The following is a 16,592-nucleotide window of genomic DNA, read 5'->3' on the forward strand; positions in this document are numbered from 1 at the left end:
CGCATCGTTTTCGAAGACGGGTAAAGCCAGCAGAAGGCGCGGCGGCCCCGCCCGCTTGCACAGGGGAGAGGGCCCCAGGTGTGGGGCCCTTATGTGCGGATCAACAGTTTTATGGTGCCTGTGCCGCCGAGCCTTACAGCATTCCTGCCACCTGTCCCAGCAGTGCCCGCGCGGCGTCCAGCTCTTCGCGGTTGATGCTGTGGCCCAGGCCCGGCAGCACGCGGGCGTCCACGGTGGCGCCGCGTGCGCGCAGGTGCTCGGCGGTGTCGGTAAAGCGTGCCAGCGGAATATGGCTGTCGTGGGGGTCCACGCCCATAAACACCGGCAGGCCCCCCAGGTCGCCTGCGCGGTCCAGGGTGATCAGGCCGCCGCTGAACGCCACCACGGCGCCCGGACGCTGGGCGGCGCGGCTGGCGTATTCCAGCGCCAGACAGGCCCCCTGGCTGAAGCCCGCCAGCACCACGCGCTCGGCCGGAATGCCCTGCTCGGCCAAGTGGGCGAAAACCGCGTCGACCGTCGCCAGGGCCTCGTCCAGCTGCGGCTGGTTCTGCTCCACCGGGGCTAGGAAAGAGTGCGGATACCACGTATTGCCCGGCGCCTGCGGGGCCAGATACGCAAAGGCGCTGAGGTTGAATTCGCGCTCCAGGCTCAGGATGTCCTGCGCCGTGCCACCCCGGCCATGCAGCAGCACCGCCGCCACGCGGGCCTCGCCCAGGGGGCGGCCGGCGGTCAGCACGTTCACGCCGGGGGCCTCGGCTGGGGCAGGGACCGCGCCGCCCAGCAGCCGGGTGCCCAGCGTCACGCCGTATTCGGGACTGCGCAGCTGGGGCAGGTGGGCCTCAATCTGCGGGCGCTGCGCCTCGTACCACGCGGGCAGTTTCAGGTGGCGGCCCAGTTCGGCCACTGGCTCGTCGCTGGGAAAGCCGGGGGCGTCGGTGGCAATCTCGAACAGCACGCCGTTCGGCTCGCGGAAATAGATGGAATGGAAATACTGCCGGTCCTGCACGGGCGTGGGCCGGTAACCAGCGGCGTCCAGCGCCGAGAGGTACGCGGCCTGTTCGGCGTCGTCCCGGGTACGCAGGGCCACGTGGTGCACGCTGCCCGCGCCAAAGTGCCCGCGTGCCAGCCCCGGGCGCTCCACCATGTCCACGTACAGGCCCACGCCCGCGCCGCTGCCCTGAAAGCGGGTGCGGGGCGAAGCGGTGGCGCGGTCGGCCTCGGTGCCGTGCTCGGTGAAGCCCAGCTGCCCCACCAACAGCGCGCGCACCGGGGCCACGTCCCGCACCCAGGCGGTCACGCTGTGAAAGCCGCGCAGGGCGTGTTCGGCCGGCACGGGCGAGGCGGGCCAGGGCTCAACGGCGGCGCCGTCCTCAAAGACCAGTTCGGTGGTCGTGCCGTCGGGGTCCTCGAAGACCAGCACCTCCTGCCCAAAGCGCCGCTGCAGGGTGGCGGAAAAGCCGGCACTTCGCAGCCGCTCTTCCCAGTAGGCGCGGGAAGCCAGGGGGGCGCTGTAGGCCACCGCCACCACCTCGCCGCTGCCGCGCGTGCCCCGGCGGGCGCCCGGCCAGGGGAAGTGGGTCATGATGGTGCCGGGCTGCCCCGTTTGGTCGCCGTAATACAGGTGATAGGTGCCGGGATCGTCGAAATTCACCGTGACCTTCACCAGCCGCTGCCCCAGCACCCCGGTGTAGAAATCCACGTTGCGCTGCGGGTCGCTGGCCATGATGGTGACGTGGTGCAGGCCCTGAACAGGGGTGGTGCCGGGCGGTGTGGTCATGCGCCTATATTACTTAATATTGAACGATTCTGGGTGAGAGGCTTGGGTGGAGCGCGGTAACAGTACCTCCTAGCGCCGCCCGGCCCCGGCCAGCTCGTCGCCCTGGGCCTGCAGCGCGCGGCCCAGTTTGCGCGTCAGCAGGCTCAGCTGCGCCGTTTCCTCCGGGGTCAGCACGCTGAATACCTCCCGAATGCCCTGCACGTGGCGCGGCAGAATGCGCTCAATCAGCTTCTGGCCGGCCGGGGTCAGCGACACGCGCATGATGCGGCGGTCGTTGGGATCGCGGTCACGCCGCACCAGCCCGTCGCGCTCCAGGTTGTCAATCACCATGGTCAGGTTGCCGCTGGAGCGCAGGATTTTCTCGGCCAGTTGCCGCTGGCTCAGGGGCCCCAGGTGGTACACCGCTTCAATCACGCCGAACTGGCTGATGGTCAGGCCGTGTTCGGCCAGATGCCGGTTGGCGCTGACCTCCACCGCGTGGGCCGCGCGCCACAGCTTCACGTACGCGTCGAGCGCCGCGCGGTCATCGGGAGAGCCAGCGTAACGGTTGGGCATGGGGCCTATGCTCCGGGTGGGTCTTCATGAAGTCAAGGTGACGCACTGTTCAATTGGGGCCGTCCAGGCGCCCCGGACGCTGCTACACCCTCAGCGGGCGCGGTGCTCCTCGGTGGCCAGGCGCACGCAGGCGGCCACGGCGCGCATGGCCTCGTACACTTCCTCGACCGGGGGGCGGGTGGGGGCCAGGCGGATGTTGCGGTTGTGCGGGTCCTGGCCGCCGGGGTAGGTGGCGCCCGCCGGGGTCAGGCTTACGCCCGCCGCTTCGGCCAGGGCCACCACGCGCGCCGCCACCGGCTCGGCGGTGTCCAGGCCGATAAAGTAGCCGCCCCGGGGCGTGGTCCAGGTGGCGTACTCGCCGCTCACCCCCAGTTCGGCGCGTAGCACCTCGTCCACTGCGCGGAATTTCGGGGCAATCAGCGCGGCGTGCTGCGCCATCAGGCCTTCCAGGCCGCCTGGGTAGGCCTGCAGGAATTTCACGTGCCGGGCCTGCTCCAGCTTGTTGGGCCCAATGCTCTGGGCGTTCAGGTACTTGGACAGCCAGCGCACGTTGTCCTCGCTGGTGCCCACAAAGCCCAGCCCCGCGCCCGCAAAGGTGACCTTGCTGGTGCTGGCAAACACGAAGGCGCGGTCCGGGTGGCCCGCGTCGCGGCACAGGGCCACGAAATTCACGGGGGTGTCCTGCTCGGCCGGGTCGGGGGAGAGGTGGTGGGCGCGGTAGGCGTCGTCGGCCAGGATCGTGAAGTCGGGGGCCGCTGCGTTCAGGCTGGCCAGGCGGCGGGCCTTCTCGGCGCTGATGGTCTCGCCGCCCGGATTGGAGTAGGTGGGCACGAACAGCAGGCCCTTCACAGCTGGGTCCGCCGCCGCCAGGGCTTCAATGGCGTCCACGTCGGGGCCGTCGGGCTGCATGTCCACTGGCAACAATTCAAAGCCCAGCGTCTGCAGCAGCAGGAAGTGGCGGTCATAGCCCGGCGTGGTGACGATCATTTTGGGCCGCTGGCCCGCCCAGGGCTGGCCGCCGCGCCCGTGTAGCAGGGCGAACGTCAGCACGTAGCCTTGCAGTTCCAGGCTGGCGTTGTTCCACACCACCATGTTTTCCGGCTTCAGGTCCAGGTACTGCCCGAAGAGCGCCCGGGCGGACGGCAACCCGGTCACGCCGCCGGGGTAGTTACGCAGGTCCAGGCCATCCATGTGGGTGTCGGCCGGGCCCAGCACGCTCAGCAGGTCATTGCTGAGATCAAAGTCGGCGTCGGCGGGCTGGCCGCGCTGCATGTTCAGCTTCAGCCCCTTGCGCTTCACCGCGTCGTAGGCCGCCTGCGCCTGGGCCAGGGCCGAGCCGGGGGTCGCCTGCACGTCACTCGTCATGGTGCTTACCCTACCTGCCCGCCAGGGGGCAGGCGCGCGGCGTGTCTACCAGAGTTGGCCTGATGATCTGGGGCGGGCGCCGGCAACAGCGGTTTGGTTCAAATCACGCGAGGAGGTGAGACGCGGACGTTCGGGCGGAGTAACTACTGTGGCGATGGGGCCCGGCCTGTCACCCCCAAGGCGGGCCTCCGGGTGCAGAGGGAGCCCCACAGCCCGGTCCCAGGGGGTTGGCGGAACGCACGGCATCCGTATTACACTTCGGCCGGCCTGCGCGCAGGCTCTCTTTTTTCCGGCCGCCTTTTTCCCGACCTCGCCTCCCCGTCCGCGTCCTACCCAACAGGAGAAACCACAATGCAGTACGTCGTGCACCGCCCCCGCGTGGGGGTCTTTATTGACACCCAGAACCTCTACCACTCGGCCCGCGACCTGCTGGAGCGCACGGTCAACTTTGAGACCATCCTAAAGTGCGCCACCGACGGCCGCGAACTGGTCCACGCCATCAGCTACACCGTGGAGCGCGAGAACGAGGCCACCGCGCGGCCCTTTATCTATAAGCTTTCCACGCTGGGTTTCAAGGTGCGGCGCATGAACCTGACGCTGCACCACGTCACCGACGGCGGCAAAGCCATCTATGAGGGCAACTGGGACATGGGCATCGTGGCCGACATGGTGCGCCTGATGGACCACCTTGACATCATCGTGCTGGGCAGCGGCGACGGGGACTTTACCGACATCGTGGAAGTGCTGCAGGAGCGCGGCAAGCGCGTGGAAGTGATCGCCTTCCGCGAACACACCGCCCAGAAGCTGGTGGACGCCGCCGACCGCTTTACCCATCTGCCCGACATTGAGCACGCCCTGATGCCCGCGCGCGCCCCCCGCGCGGCCAAGACCGAGGACTGAGCAAATGGCCGCCTCCTATCCCCAGGACAGCGCCTACATGGACCCGGGCAGCGCCGACGCCGTGCTGGCGCGGCTGCACTTTGAGCTGCCCGAGGACCGCATTGCCCAGACCGGTGCCCAGCCGCGTGACGCCAGCCGCCTGATGGTGGTGGGCGAGCAGCTGGAGCACCGCATTTTCCGCGACCTGCCCAGCCTGCTGCGCCCCGGCGACCTGCTGGTGTTCAACGAAAGCCGCGTGATTCCGGCGCGCGTGATGGCCCGCAAGCCCGTGGACGCCGCTGGCTTTGGCGGCGGACAGGTGGAAGTGCTGCTGCTGCGCGAGGAAGAAGCCAACGTGTGGAGCGCCTACCTGAAGCCCGCCAAACGCGCGGGTAAGGAACTGTGGCTGGGCGGCGCGCCGGGGGAGGGCCACCGCGCCGAGGTGGTGGGCACCCTGGACGACGGCGCGCGGCTGCTGCGCTTTGACCACGACATCAAGCCGCACCTGGATGAGATTGGCCGCCTGCCTCTGCCTCCCTACATTCAGGCGGGCGACAGCGACGAAACGTGGCGCGAGCGCTACCAGACGGTCTACGCCCGCACCCCCGGCAGCGTGGCGGCGCCCACGGCGGGGCTGCACTTCACCCCGGAACTGCTGGCGCAGCTGGACGCCATGGGCGTGGAGCGCGCGCACGTCACCCTGCATGTGGGGGCCGGTACCTTCAAGCCCATCACGGGCGCGGTGGCCGACCACGTGATGCACGCTGAGCGCTACGCGGTGAGCGACGATACCGCCCGCGCCATCAACCGCGCCCGCGCTGAGGGCCGCCGGGTGGTGGCGGTGGGCACCACCACCGTGCGCACCCTGGAAAGCGCCTGGAACGGCCACGAGGTGGTGCCCGGCGAGGACGAAACCCGCATTTTCATCACCCCGGGGACCGTGGTGCAGGTGCCGGACCTGCTGATCACCAACCTGCACCTGCCCGGCAGCACCCTGTTGCTGCTGGTGACCGCCTTTGCCGGCGAAGCCCGCATCCGCGCCGCCTACGACGCCGCGTTGCAGGAGGGCTACCGGTTCTACTCGCTGGGCGACGTGATGCTGCTGGAGAACAGGCGGGTGCGGGAAGCGGGAGGCGGGGAGCGGATGGGGTAGGGCGTCAGGTCCTCTCATAAGGATTCCGGTTAATCCGTTATTCCATAACGGATTAACCCGACCGGAGGGAGAAGGAAAAACGGTGACGGATAGGAGTGGAAGCACCGAAGCGACGCGTAGGGGCTGTAACGGATTATCCGAAATCCGTATCAGGCGCGTCTTGTTGTTTCTGCGCCCTGCGCCCCGCCTCCCGCACCCCCGTTACCAGCGTCACCAACGCCGCTTCCCGCACGAACCCCAGCCGCTCGTTGATGCCCAGCATGGGGCGGTTGATCGCGTGGTTGCCGGTGCGCGAGTGGGTGAAGCCGCGTGCCAGGGCGGCGCGGGCGGCGGCCAGTTTCAGGGCCAGCCCCAGCCCCCGGCCGCGCCACGCGGGCAGCACGCCGGTCAGGCCGTTGTGCAGCATGCCGGGGTGCGTGGGGATTGGCTGGGCCAGCTGGCTGGTGCCGATCCACTCGCCGTCTGGGCTCAGGGCGATCATCAGGCCACGCGGATCCGGGTTCAGGGCGGCCATGCGGGTGCGCCACAGCTCGTAGGGCCAGACCACAATCGGCTCACGGCTGGGCACGTCACTTAGCAGGGCGTGAATCAGGGCGTAATGGCGCTCTGGTTCGCCGTCCCAGCCACCCAGGTCGCTCAGGGGGCGAATGGTCACGCCGCCGGCCAGGGCCCGCGCCTCTTCCGTCGCAAAAGCGGCAAAATCCAGGGTGCGCAGGTCCAGGGTACTCAGCCACATCCGGTCGAATTCGCGCCAGCCCTGGGCCAGCAAAAACCCATGGTCCCACCAGTGTTCCTGCACCCGCGTCACGGCCGTGTGGGCGCCCGCCTGGGCCAGCGTGGTCAGCCCGCGCCGCAGCAACGCGCCCGCCAACTGGGGGTCTGGCTCGGCGGTGGTCACGGTCAGGTCCAGCCAGCCGTCGTGGGCGTCCATGCGCGGCACACCCGTCTGCACGGCGCCCACAGCCGTCCTGCCCTCGAAGGCCCCCTCACGCGTGAAATGCTCGTCCTTCTGGCGTCCGGCAGCGATCCGGGCCAGGTCGTCCTCGCTCACTGGGCTGTCGGGGTGAGCCTGTGAAAGCAACTCGGCGTAGGCCCGGTCGGGCAGCGGCGCAAAGGTCAGGGGTTCAGGGCGCTCCATACGGAAAGAAAGCACGGGGGCAGCCCCCCCGCCACCCCGCCAGGATGCTTAGGGCGCGCGGCAGGGCGCGGCGCCTATACTGGCCGGTGATGACGCAAACTATGTCGGCGGCGACCGACGCGAGCAGCAATCCGCTGCTGAACGTCGGCTTTCGCATTCCCTTTGACCAAATCCGGCCCGAGCACGCCGAGGGTGCCGTGGACACGCTGCTGGCCCAGACCCGTGAGCGCATGGAGCACCTCGCCGCTGCAGGCGAGCGCGGCTTTGCCGGCTTCATGGACGATCTGGACCGCCTGACCGAGGGGCTGAACACGGTCACGACCATCGTGGGCCACCTGGACAGCGTGTGCAGCACGGACGGCTGGCACGAGGCCAAGATGGCGATTCTGCCCAAGGTCAGCGAGTTCTACACCGCCCTGAGCCTGCACGAGGGCCTGTACGCGGCGGCCAAGGCATTTGCGGCCACCGAGGAGGGGCAGGCCCTTGACCCTGTGCGCGCCCGGCACCTGAAGCTCACCATTGAGGAGTTTCAGCGCGAGGGCGCCGAACTGCAGGGCGAGGCCAGGGCCCGCCTGACCGACCTGAACACCCGACTGGCCCAGGTGACCAGCGAGTTTGGCAAGAACGTGCTGGACGCCACCGCCGCCTACGAACTCTACGTGGGCCCCGAGCGCCTGGGTGGCGTGCCGCAGCGCGTGCAGGAGGCCACCGCCCGCGACGCGGAAGCCAAGGGCAAAGGTGGGCAGCATCGCCTGACCCTGCACGCCCCGGTGCTGATGCCGGTCATGACCTACGCCGATGACCAGGAGCTGCGCCGCGAGCTGTGGGAAGCCAGCGCCCGCCTGGGCGTGGAAGAGGGCCGTGACAACCGCCCCCTGATCCGCGAGATTCTGAAGCTGCGCCGCGAGAAAGCCGAGCTGCTGGGCTTTGAGAACTTTGCCGATTACGTGCTGCAAGACCGCATGGCGGGTAGCGGCGCGCGCGCCCTGGCCTTTGAACGCGATCTGGACGCCCGTACCCGCCCCGCCTTCGAGCGCGAGAACGCCGAGCTGGACGCTTTCTACCGCCAGCAGGCCGGGCCGGACGCCCCCGCGCTGGCCCCCTGGGATGTGGGTTACTGGGCCGAAAAGCAGCGTCAGGCCAAGTATGACTTTGACGAGGAAGCCCTGCGCCCCTACTTCGCGCTCGACCGCGTGCTGGCCGGCCTCTTTGAAATTACCCGCCGCATCTTCGGCATCACCGTGACCGAGGACCAGGCGCCCGCGTGGCACCCCGAAGTGCGCTACTACGCCATTCACGATGAAGCCGGCACCCACCTCGCCAGCTTCTACACCGACTGGTTCCCGCGCGACAGCAAGCGCGGCGGCGCCTGGATGAACGCCTTTATCACGGGCGGCCCCAAAGAGGACGGTGTCGAGCCCCACCTGGGACTGATGTGCGGCAACATGACGCCTCCCAGCGGCGACACCCCGGCCCTGCTGTCTATCCGCGAGGTGGAGACGGTGTTCCACGAGTTCGGCCACCTGCTGCACCACGCGCTGTCCAGCGTGCCCGTGCGCAGCCTGAGCGGCACCCAGGTGCCCTGGGATTTCGTGGAGCTGCCCAGCCAGATCATGGAGAACTGGGTCATGGAGCGCGAGGCCCTGGACCTGTTCGCCCGTCACTACCAGACCGGCGAGGCCATTCCCGACGACCTGTTTGCCCGCATGGTCGCGGCGCGCAACTACCGCGCGGCCAGCGCCGCCATGCGCCAGTACTCGTTTGGCCTGACCGACCTGTCGCTGCACGTGGAATTTGACCCCACAGGCGAAGCTGACCCCATCACCTACGCCCGCGACATCATGGCCACGTTCTCGTCCACGCCACTGCCCGAAACCTACGCCATGATCGCCTCGTTCAACCACCTGTTCAGCAGCCCCGTGGGCTACGGCGCTGGCTACTACTCCTACAAGTGGGCCGAGGTGCTGGACGCCGACGCCTTCAGCCGCTTTGCTAAGGAAGGCATCTTCAACCGTGAAACCGGGCGCGCCTTCGTGCAGAGCATCCTCAGCCGGGGCAACAGCGCCGACCCGGCTGAGCTGTACCGCGAATTCATGGGCCGCGACCCCGATGCCGACGCCCTGCTGCGCCGCAGCGGCCTGCTTCCCGCCTGATCTTCAGCAGAAATGACTCAAGGCTGTGCCATAAGGCGCAGCCTTTTTTGCTGGTGAGGGGAGGGCCTCGGCTTAGTTCCTGACAAGCAGTCGAGAAGACAGTGCAAATCACCGTTTGAGCCGTGATTCAGAGAGGTGGCTCGGCAGTGCAGAGGAGCAAGCATTCTGCAGGGTGCACGCCCTCATCACTTCTGTGGGCTCACCGGGCCCCAATCTTTCCTGGGGCAACAGGTTCCAACTTCCCGCAAAGATGAAGGCCCAAGAACGCCTGGTTCAACAGGCCTTGTCAGGAACCGCCCCATTGCGCTTGGAGCGGGCCTGCGCGCCGTGCTGTAGGCCGTCTGTCTAAGGCTGTTTGCCCCCGATCACTGCCTTGCAGCCCCAGCTACTCGCTCCTCCACCTCGCCTGCCCTCTCATTCTTGCGGAATTTTTCTCATGCTCTCTGATCAATGTGGGTTAAGATTCCTTCACATGCTGAACGTGACCCCCCGGCGGCTGCTGGGCACGCTGGCGACCCTTGCGGCGCTGGCGACCCCGGCCACAGCCCAGACCACGGCCGAAAGCCAGCTTGTTGCGCGCCTGAATCAGGTGCGGGCCCAGGGGGTCAGTTGCCCGGGCAGCGGCGTGCGCCCGGTGGCGGGGGGGCTGACCTACACTCCGGCCCTCGCCGCCGCCGCCCGGCAGCAGGCGGCGTACATGAGCAGCACCGGGCGCATCAGCCACACCGGGGCCGGGGGCAGCACCCCCCGCGTGCGCGCCGCGAGCACCGGCGTCAATGCGGTCAGCGTGACCGAGATCATCTTTATGGGTGGGGGCGTGAACCCCGAAAGCGCCATTCGCTGGTGGCTGAATTCCGCCGTGCACTGCTTCTGGATGAACGAGCGCCGCTACACCCATGTGGGCGCCGCTGTGGTGCCTGGGTCGCGCGGCACGGCCTACGTGATGGTCCTGAGCAGCCAGCCGCGCTGAAGGCCAACTCAACCACAGCTGGAGGCAACGAGGCTGAAGGTGCCCCCAGTTGCCGTGCCAGGCCGGTGGGCTGAGCGCCCTGCGACAACCAAACGCCCGTTAGGTTTTGTGCCGTACACTGTCTGACAATGAACAAGGTGTACTCAGACGCTCGGGCGGCCCTGGCCGATGTGGTGCGTGACGGTCAGACCATTGCGGTGGGCGGCTTCGGGCTGTGCGGCATTCCTGAACAGCTGATCCTGGCCCTGCGTGACACCGGCGCCAAGGGGCTGACCGCCGTCAGCAACAACGCGGGGGTGGACGGCTGGGGCCTGGGGCTACTGCTGGAAACCCGCCAGATCCGCAAGATGATTTCCAGCTACGTGGGCGAGAACAAGGAGTTCGAGCGGCAGTTCCTGGCCGGCGAACTGGAACTGGAATTCACGCCCCAGGGCACGCTGGCCGAGCGCATGCGTGCAGGCGGCGCCGGCATCCCCGGCTTTTACACCAGAACGGGCGTGGGCACCGTGGTGGCCGACGGCAAGGAACACAAGGACTTCGACGGCGAAACCTACATCCTGGAGCGCGGCATCCGCGCCGATGTGGCGCTGGTCAAGGCCTGGAAGGGTGACCGCGCCGGGAACCTGGTGTACCGCAAGACCGCGCGTAACTTTAACCCCATGGCGGCCACCTGCGGCCGGGTGACGGTGGCCGAGGTGGAAGAACTTGTGGAGATTGGGCAACTGGATCCCGACGAGGTGGACACCCCCGGCATTTTCGTGCAGCGCGTGGTGCATAACCCGACGCCTGAAAAGCGAATTGAGCAGCGCACGACGCGCCCCGGATAAGCAGCGGCGGTGCGGTGAAAGGCCGCTCCACCCTCACACCGGTATTCCGTGACGTTGAGGAGCGGAAAGTACCCCCCTCAAGGCCACGCCAACCGCTGTCTGTCACGGTCACTCGCGCCGCTCGCCCCACATGGCCTGAAGGGATCACCTTCAGGCCATGTGCTTACCGCCTTCACTCCCGCAGGAACTTCAGACCATCTGTCACCTGCTCCATGCACACGCGGCGGGGTCCCGGGGACGCCGACCACCGTTCTGTTCGCTGCGGCCGCATATCTGCGGCCCAGGTGCTGAACAGCTCTTGCTGCCGCCTGGTCAGAACGTTCACGCTAAGCAGGTCGGTGCGGCTAGTGTTGCGCTCATGGGTGGTCTGGTCATAGCCGATCACCTGGAAACAGCCATCCTGAAAACGCACGGTGAAGATCACGCTGCTTTCTGTCCAGGAACCGGCGCTGAAAAATTCGGTCAGCAGCAGAGAAAAGCCGCCTGGGCGCAGATTCAGGGTCTCAAAGGGGTCACTCATGGTGGCCTCTTCATGGCGTGGAATCACGCGGCTCTGAAACGCCTAGCGGTACCCGCCTGAACGCTGGCCGAGGGCGCCCACCAGCAGGCGGGGATTGGTGTTCAGTGGCCACGCGCCCAGCGCAAAGCCCGCTGGGGCCTTCAGGATGTGGCGAGGGTCGTTCATGGGCAGCACCAGCAGCGCATCGTCCAGCCGGTCGCCGTTAAAGTCGGCCTTCAGCCGCTGTTCAATGACCCAGCCGCGTGGCACCAGGGCCTGCACACTGGGGGCTGTTGCGCGCAGGGTGGGCAAGGGGATGGGCGGCAGAGCGCTGGCCCAGGCACCCGAGAGGCCCAGGGCAGCGCCCAGACTGAGCAGGCATCGGCGCATGGGGAGCAGCCTGGATGAAATTTCCCGCCTTGACGCGCGACTTTGCCTACGGCTTAGTGGCCGGTGCCTTCGCGCGTGCGGCCCGGGCTTTGTAGACCTTGTGCATCTGGTCCAGTTCGCCGGTGCAGGGCTGCTGGGTGTTCAGCGGCAGGGCGCTGCCTTTGTCATCCAGCGTCACGCACCAGCGGGCGGCGAACATCTTTTTCACGGCTTTCAGGGCGGGCCCCGATCCCTCGCCGCCGTTCTGGAAAAAGGCCACGACGGCAAAATTGGGGCTGCCCAGGGGGCCGTAGCCCTCGTACCACGCGTGGGTGTATGCGTACCCACCCCGGGCGCTCATGCCGTTCTCGGCGGTGCCGGTCTTGCCGCCAGTGCGCACTGGGAAGAGGCGGGGGCCGATCTCGTGCTGCGCGGTGCCGTAACGGGTGCCGGCCGTGGTGCCGCTCATGCCTTCTTGCACCAGCTTGAAGGCGGCCACATTGCCGTTGCGCACCACGTTCACCGCTGGCTTGCGCGGCTGCAGGCGTCCGCCTACCGCTTTCAACACCGTCAGCGGCCGCTTCTGACCGTCATTGATGATGGTGGACATGACCGAGACCACCTGGGCCGGGGTTACACGAACATCCCCCTGCCCGATGCTCATGTTGAGACCGAAGCCGGGATACCACTTCGCCGCCGGATTGGTGTAGTCGTCAACGTCCAGCAGCACGCCTGTTTTTTCTCCGACAAGTTCCACCCCCGTCGTGCTGTTGTAGCCCAGCTCTGTCAGACGAGCCTTCAATTGTCTGGAATAGGCTTCTGGCTGCGCAGTGGCGGCAGAATGGTAGTACCAGGGGTTGCAGGAATAGGAGATCGCCAAGCGACCATCAACAGGCCCTAGGCTGTATCGTGCCCAATTATTAAACCGCGCGCGGCCAAAGTAATAGCTTGGCGCACAGTTAATCGTAAAGTTGCCCCATTTTTCCACGTACATCAGGGTGGTCGCGATCTTGAACACGCTGCCGGGGTTGTACGCCTGCACCACACGGTTGCTGGTCACGGCGTCCAGTTCGGCCAGAGGACGCTGGGAGTCAATAGCCCAGTTTTTGGCCACCGGGTCGGCGCTGGGGACGCGGGCAAACCAGTTGGGGTCGTAGGCCGGGCTGCTGGCCATCGCCAGAACCTCGTTGGTGCGCGGGTCAATGGCGATGATGGCGCCGCGCGTGTAGGGCTCGGGTGGCTTGCCCTGTGTGGCGCGCCCGGCGTTCACATCCGCCAGCCCCTCCCGCAGCGCCCGCTCGGCGGTGCGTTGCAGCAGCGAATCAAGGGTGAGGGTCACGTCCTGACCTTTGGTGCCGGGGTCAATCACCCGCTCGGTCTGGGGCTTGCCGCTGGCCGTGACCTCGCGGCGCCGCAGGCCGTTTTTGCCCTGCAGGGTGCTCTGCAGGCTGTATTCCAGCCCGGAGCGGCCCACCAGATCGCCTGGGGCGTAGCCGTCTTCCTTCACCTGGGTCTCGGTGGCTTCCTGCACATAGCCCAGCAGGTGGCCCGCCATCTTGCCCTGGGGGTAGACGCGCTCCACGCGCTCGCGCAGTTCCAGGCTGGGCACCAGCACGGTGTATTCGTACAGGGCCGCCAGCTTGTCCTGGGGGATGTTGCGTGCGAGTACCGTTTCGGTTTCGCGCTCGAAGTTGGGTTCGCGCGGCTGGCCGCTGACCAGCACGTCGCCCTTGATGCCCGCCAGATAAATGATCTTGTCCCAGGCCGGAATCGCCTGTGCCGGGTCCTCCGGGTTGCGCCGCCCGGTGTACACCAGATCCACCGCCAGCCGGTTGGTGGCCAGCAGCACGCCGTCGCGGGTGCGGATCTCGCCGCGCAGGGCGCGCAGGATCTCGTCGCGCTGGTAGTTGCTGGCCGACTGCACCGCAAACTGGTCATGCTGCAGCACCTGCAACTGGTACAGCCGCGCCCCCAGGCCCAGCAGGCACAGGTTGAACCCCAGCGCCATCCAGACCACCCGCGTGGCCCCCTGGCGCGCCTGCCGCCGGGTGCGCGCCCGGGCCCCCGCGCGGCGCGCCCGCTTGCGACGGTCAATCAGGTCACCCGCGCGGCTCATCCCAGGGCCTCCTCGGGGCCGGTGCGGGGCCCAAAGGCCCAGGTCACCACCCGTTCCCACAGCGGAAACACCAGCAGCGTTCCAATCATCAGCGCGGGCAGTGTGGCGCGCAGCAGGTCCAGCGTGACCAGGTTGGAGCGCAGCCAGTAGGTCAGCAGCAGGAACATCAGCCACTGCCCGATCACGGCCAGCAGCACGGTGAACACGGCCTGAAAGGGCCCGGAATCCGCCATGTAGCGCCGCACGCCCAGCGCCAGCAGCGCCCCGCCCATCACGCCCGCTGCATGCAGGCCCAGTACGCCGCCACCCAGCAGATCCTGAGCCAGCCCCACACCATAAGCCCCGGCCAGCGCCCACACGGGACTCACGCGCCACGCCAGCGCCGCACCGGTCAGCAGAAACAGGTCTGGCGCGGGCAGGCCCGCCGCGTCGCCCAGGCGCGACAGGAGGCCCTGAACCAGAATCAGCAGCAGCACATAGCCCGCCATCCGCGCCCAGCGGGGTGGGCCGCGCCGGGGCCGCAAGGCGTCGCGCCTCATGGCTGCCTCCCGGACGTCACAGGCCCTCCAGAATCGTTACGTCTTCCACCACACCCACGTCCACCGCCGGCTTGATAATCACCGTGCGGTTGATGTCGTTGGGCCCCAGCGGCAGCACCTTTTCCACCGTGCCCACCGGAATGCCCACCGGGAACACCCCCCCCAGGCTGTTGGTGACCAGCACGTCGCCCGGCTTGATGGGCACCGAGCGCGAGAACGCCGCACGCAGGCGGTCTGGCGGCACGCCCCGGGCCACGCCGCGCCCGCCCCGGTTGCCCTGCAGGGTCACGCCCACGGTGCTCTCCGGGTCCACCAGCGCCAGCACGGTGGCGTGGCCCGGGCTCACGTCCGTGATCTGGCCCACCAGGCCGCGCGGCACCGTCACCGGCATGCGCAGCCGCACGCCGTCGCGCGCGCCCTTGTTCACGTCCAGCCGGGCCAGCAGCGGGCTGGGGTCCACCGCCACCACCTGCGCAATTCCCAGGGCGTTGGGCGCCTGGGTGGTCGTGATTTTCACCACCTGCCGCAGCCGCGAAACCTCGCGGGTCAGCAGTTCGTTGCGCTGGCGCAGCACGTCGTTTTCCTTTTGCAGGGTGCCCACCTGGGCCGCCAGTTGCCGCTCGGACACCAGGGTCTGGTAGGCGCGGCGCACGTTGTCGGCGGCGACCACCGCCAGCTGCGAGAGCGGCGCAATGCCCGAGCGCAGCGCGCCGGGCGGCACCACCTGAAAGCGGGTGGTGACCATGCTCAGGGCCAGCAGCCCCAGCAGGGTCAGCAGCGCGGCGCGGGCCTTCACGCCCCGGGCACCCCGGCGCTCTGCCCCCACACCGGCACCCCGGCGGCGCGCAGCAGGCGGGTGGTCACCGTCAGCGGCAGGCCCACCACGTTGGCGTATTCACCGTCCACCCGTGCCACCAGGGCCATGCCCACGGCCTGGATGCCGTAACCCCCGGCCTTGTCCAGCCCCTCGCCCGTGGCGGCGTAGTAGGCGATTTCGGCGTCGCTGAGGGTGCGGAAGGTCACAGCGGTGCGCGCCACTTCCACCTGTTCATGCCCGCCGCGCAGGACCACTACACCCGTGAACACCTCGTGGGTGCGGCCGGAAAGGCGGCGCACAAAGGCCTCGTTCTCGGCGCGGTCGGCGGGTTTGCCCAGCAGCTCACCCTCAATGGCCACCACCGTATCGGCCGCCAGCACCACGGCCTCCGGTGCCGTGCGCGCCACCGCGCGGCCCTTGAGGCGCGCCAGTTCGGCCGCCAGCCGGGCGGGGTCGGTGTCACTGCTGTCCTCGGCCTCGCCGCTGACCTGCACGGTAAAGCGCACCCCCAGCAGCCCCAGCAATTCCCGGCGCCGGGGGCTGCCCGACGCCAGAATGACCTGCGGCCCCGCGTCTCCGGCGCCGCTGCCTTGGGGGGTCACTCAGTACCCCTCGCCCAGCTGTTCACCGGCCACCAGCGCCACCCCGCCCGAGGTGCCCAGGCGCGTGGCCCCTGCCTCGATCATCGCCTTGGCGTCCTCGGCGCTGCGCACGCCGCCCGCCGCCTTGATCTGGGCGCGGCCCGCGATCACCTCGCGCATCAGGCGCACGTCTTCGGGGGTGGCGCCGCCCGTGCCAAAGCCGGTGCTGGTCTTCACGAAGTCGGCCCCGCCGCGCACAGCCGCTTCGGTGGCGGCGCGCTTTTGCTCGTCGTTCAGGTAGCAGGTTTCAATGATGACCTTCAGCACCGCGCCCGCCGTGGCTTCCCGCACGGCGCGCACATCGGCCTCCACGCTGGCCCAGTCGCCGTCCAGCGCCGCGCCGATGTGAATAACCATGTCCACCTCGTCAGCGCCGGCCTGCACGCTGGCGCGGGCCTCAGCGGCCTTCTGGTCGGGGCTCACGGCGCCCAGGGGAAAGCCGCACACGGTGGCCACTTTCACGTCGCTGCCCGCCAACTGCGCCTTGGCCAGCGGAATGTAAACCGGATTGATGCACACGGCGTAGAAGCTGTGCTTGCGCGCTTCCTGGCACAATTGGATGATGTCCGCCTGCGTGGCGGTGGCTTTAAGGAGGGTGTGGTCAATGTACGGCGCAAGCTTCACGCCCCCCAGAATACCCCCGATGTCTTGAGAAAGATTGAGCCGAAAGGAGGAGGGGGCAGGGGTTTGGTGAGGAGTTGGGGGCAGGGGTAGGCGGCTGTCGGGGAAGGGTCGAGAAGTCGAGGAAAGGTCGAGGGGTCGAGGGCAATGGTTCGGACAGTCCTCGGGCCCGG

16 protein-coding genes are annotated in these 16,592 nt (G+C 68.2%); 5 read left to right on the forward strand and 11 right to left on the reverse strand.

The features are described from left to right. Positions 1–133 precede the first annotated feature (133 nt). The 3 genes from KMW22_RS12625 to KMW22_RS12635 all read right to left on the reverse strand — a co-directional run bounded on the left by KMW22_RS12625 (position 134) and on the right by KMW22_RS12635 (position 3,697). Positions 134–1,777, reverse strand: coding sequence for a VOC family protein (locus KMW22_RS12625; RefSeq protein ID WP_221090403.1), 1,644 nt, complete (start codon positions 1,775–1,777; stop codon positions 134–136). Positions 1,778–1,846: 69 nt separating this feature from the next. Further along, entirely contained in the window at positions 1,847–2,332 is a 486-nt protein-coding gene (locus KMW22_RS12630) for a MarR family winged helix-turn-helix transcriptional regulator (protein WP_221090404.1), read from the reverse strand. Between the two features lie 90 nt (positions 2,333–2,422). Next, on the reverse strand, positions 2,423–3,697 hold the full coding sequence (locus tag KMW22_RS12635) for a PLP-dependent aminotransferase family protein (protein ID WP_221090405.1): 1,275 nt from the start codon (positions 3,695–3,697) through the stop codon (positions 2,423–2,425). Positions 3,698–4,048: 351 nt separating this feature from the next. Here KMW22_RS12635 and KMW22_RS12640 point away from each other — a divergent pair, with 351 nt between their 5' ends. Together KMW22_RS12640 and queA are read left to right on the forward strand one after the other, a co-directional pair. Next, a complete protein-coding gene (locus KMW22_RS12640; protein WP_221090406.1) occupies positions 4,049–4,597 on the forward strand; it encodes a LabA-like NYN domain-containing protein in 549 nt (182 codons plus the stop codon). 4 nt (positions 4,598–4,601) lie between these two features. Continuing rightward, positions 4,602–5,729, forward strand: a complete 1,128-nt coding sequence (queA, locus tag KMW22_RS12645) for a tRNA preQ1(34) S-adenosylmethionine ribosyltransferase-isomerase QueA (protein WP_235692914.1) — start codon at positions 4,602–4,604, stop codon at positions 5,727–5,729. A 133-nt stretch (positions 5,730–5,862) separates the two neighbouring features. On the opposite strand, the gene KMW22_RS12650 is transcribed toward queA, so the two are convergent. After that, positions 5,863–6,882, reverse strand: coding sequence for a GNAT family N-acetyltransferase (locus KMW22_RS12650; RefSeq protein WP_328774687.1), 1,020 nt, complete (start codon positions 6,880–6,882; stop codon positions 5,863–5,865). A 74-nt stretch (positions 6,883–6,956) separates the two neighbouring features. Here KMW22_RS12650 and KMW22_RS12655 point away from each other — a divergent pair, with 74 nt between their 5' ends. From KMW22_RS12655 to KMW22_RS12665, 3 genes are all read left to right on the forward strand, one after another. After that, on the forward strand, positions 6,957–9,020 hold the full coding sequence (locus KMW22_RS12655; protein ID WP_407928445.1) for a M3 family metallopeptidase: 2,064 nt from the start codon (positions 6,957–6,959) through the stop codon (positions 9,018–9,020). Positions 9,021–9,492: 472 nt separating this feature from the next. Beyond that, positions 9,493–9,990: a CAP domain-containing protein gene (locus KMW22_RS12660; RefSeq protein ID WP_235692915.1), complete on the forward strand. Its 498-nt coding sequence runs from the start codon at positions 9,493–9,495 to the stop codon at positions 9,988–9,990. 128 nt (positions 9,991–10,118) lie between these two features. Beyond that, the gene (locus tag KMW22_RS12665) at positions 10,119–10,817 is read left to right on the forward strand and encodes a CoA transferase subunit A (protein WP_221090408.1); all 699 of its coding nucleotides are present in this window, start codon (positions 10,119–10,121) and stop codon (positions 10,815–10,817) included. Between the two features lie 172 nt (positions 10,818–10,989). Here the strand turns inward: KMW22_RS12665 and KMW22_RS12670 are convergent, their stop codons facing one another. The 7 genes from KMW22_RS12670 to deoC are packed head-to-tail and all read right to left on the reverse strand — an operon-like array spanning position 10,990 to position 16,422. After that, a complete protein-coding gene (locus tag KMW22_RS12670; protein WP_221090409.1) occupies positions 10,990–11,337 on the reverse strand; it encodes a hypothetical protein in 348 nt (115 codons plus the stop codon). 42 nt (positions 11,338–11,379) lie between these two features. Further along, positions 11,380–11,706: a hypothetical protein gene (locus tag KMW22_RS12675; RefSeq protein ID WP_221090410.1), complete on the reverse strand. Its 327-nt coding sequence runs from the start codon at positions 11,704–11,706 to the stop codon at positions 11,380–11,382. A 46-nt stretch (positions 11,707–11,752) separates the two neighbouring features. Next, complete coding sequence (locus KMW22_RS12680; protein WP_221090411.1) at positions 11,753–13,801, reverse strand: peptidoglycan D,D-transpeptidase FtsI family protein; 2,049 nt, start codon at positions 13,799–13,801, stop codon at positions 11,753–11,755. Beyond that, positions 13,798–14,340 (reverse strand): transmembrane protein 268, encoded by a 543-nt coding sequence (locus KMW22_RS12685; RefSeq protein WP_221090412.1) that lies wholly within the window; start codon positions 14,338–14,340, stop codon positions 13,798–13,800. Before KMW22_RS12685 ends, KMW22_RS12680 begins: the two co-directional genes overlap by 4 nt. A gap of 16 nt (positions 14,341–14,356) precedes the next feature. Next, positions 14,357–15,136, reverse strand: a complete 780-nt coding sequence (gene mreC, locus KMW22_RS12690; protein ID WP_328774688.1) for a rod shape-determining protein MreC — start codon at positions 15,134–15,136, stop codon at positions 14,357–14,359. After that, a complete protein-coding gene (locus KMW22_RS12695; RefSeq protein WP_221090413.1) occupies positions 15,133–15,759 on the reverse strand; it encodes a Maf family nucleotide pyrophosphatase in 627 nt (208 codons plus the stop codon). The genes mreC and KMW22_RS12695 overlap by 4 nt, the downstream gene beginning before the upstream one ends. Beyond that, on the reverse strand, positions 15,760–16,422 hold the full coding sequence (gene deoC / locus KMW22_RS12700; protein WP_221090414.1) for a deoxyribose-phosphate aldolase: 663 nt from the start codon (positions 16,420–16,422) through the stop codon (positions 15,760–15,762). It lies immediately after the preceding gene. Positions 16,423–16,592 lie beyond the last annotated feature (170 nt).

This window comes from Deinococcus aquaedulcis, from assembly GCF_019693445.1.
In the GTDB taxonomy this organism is placed as follows: Bacteria; Deinococcota; Deinococci; order Deinococcales; family Deinococcaceae; genus Deinococcus; species Deinococcus aquaedulcis.

What these genes read in the sequence shown, in the direction of transcription:
- KMW22_RS12625 (WP_221090403.1), bottom strand. Translation starts at nt 1,777, where the DNA reads ATGACCACACCGCCCGGCACCACCCCTGTTCAGGGCCTGCACCACGTC.
- KMW22_RS12630 (WP_221090404.1), bottom strand. Translation starts at nt 2,332, where the DNA reads ATGCCCAACCGTTACGCTGGCTCTCCCGATGACCGCGCGGCGCTCGAC.
- KMW22_RS12635 (WP_221090405.1), bottom strand. Translation starts at nt 3,697, where the DNA reads ATGACGAGTGACGTGCAGGCGACCCCCGGCTCGGCCCTGGCCCAGGCG.
- KMW22_RS12640 (WP_221090406.1), top strand. Translation starts at nt 4,049, where the DNA reads ATGCAGTACGTCGTGCACCGCCCCCGCGTGGGGGTCTTTATTGACACC.
- queA (WP_235692914.1), top strand. Translation starts at nt 4,602, where the DNA reads ATGGCCGCCTCCTATCCCCAGGACAGCGCCTACATGGACCCGGGCAGC.
- KMW22_RS12655 (WP_407928445.1), top strand. Translation starts at nt 6,957, where the DNA reads ATGACGCAAACTATGTCGGCGGCGACCGACGCGAGCAGCAATCCGCTG.
- KMW22_RS12660 (WP_235692915.1), top strand. Translation starts at nt 9,493, where the DNA reads ATGCTGAACGTGACCCCCCGGCGGCTGCTGGGCACGCTGGCGACCCTT.
- KMW22_RS12665 (WP_221090408.1), top strand. Translation starts at nt 10,119, where the DNA reads ATGAACAAGGTGTACTCAGACGCTCGGGCGGCCCTGGCCGATGTGGTG.
- KMW22_RS12670 (WP_221090409.1), bottom strand. Translation starts at nt 11,337, where the DNA reads ATGAGTGACCCCTTTGAGACCCTGAATCTGCGCCCAGGCGGCTTTTCT.
- KMW22_RS12675 (WP_221090410.1), bottom strand. Translation starts at nt 11,706, where the DNA reads ATGCGCCGATGCCTGCTCAGTCTGGGCGCTGCCCTGGGCCTCTCGGGT.
- KMW22_RS12680 (WP_221090411.1), bottom strand. Translation starts at nt 13,801, where the DNA reads ATGAGCCGCGCGGGTGACCTGATTGACCGTCGCAAGCGGGCGCGCCGC.
- KMW22_RS12685 (WP_221090412.1), bottom strand. Translation starts at nt 14,340, where the DNA reads ATGAGGCGCGACGCCTTGCGGCCCCGGCGCGGCCCACCCCGCTGGGCG.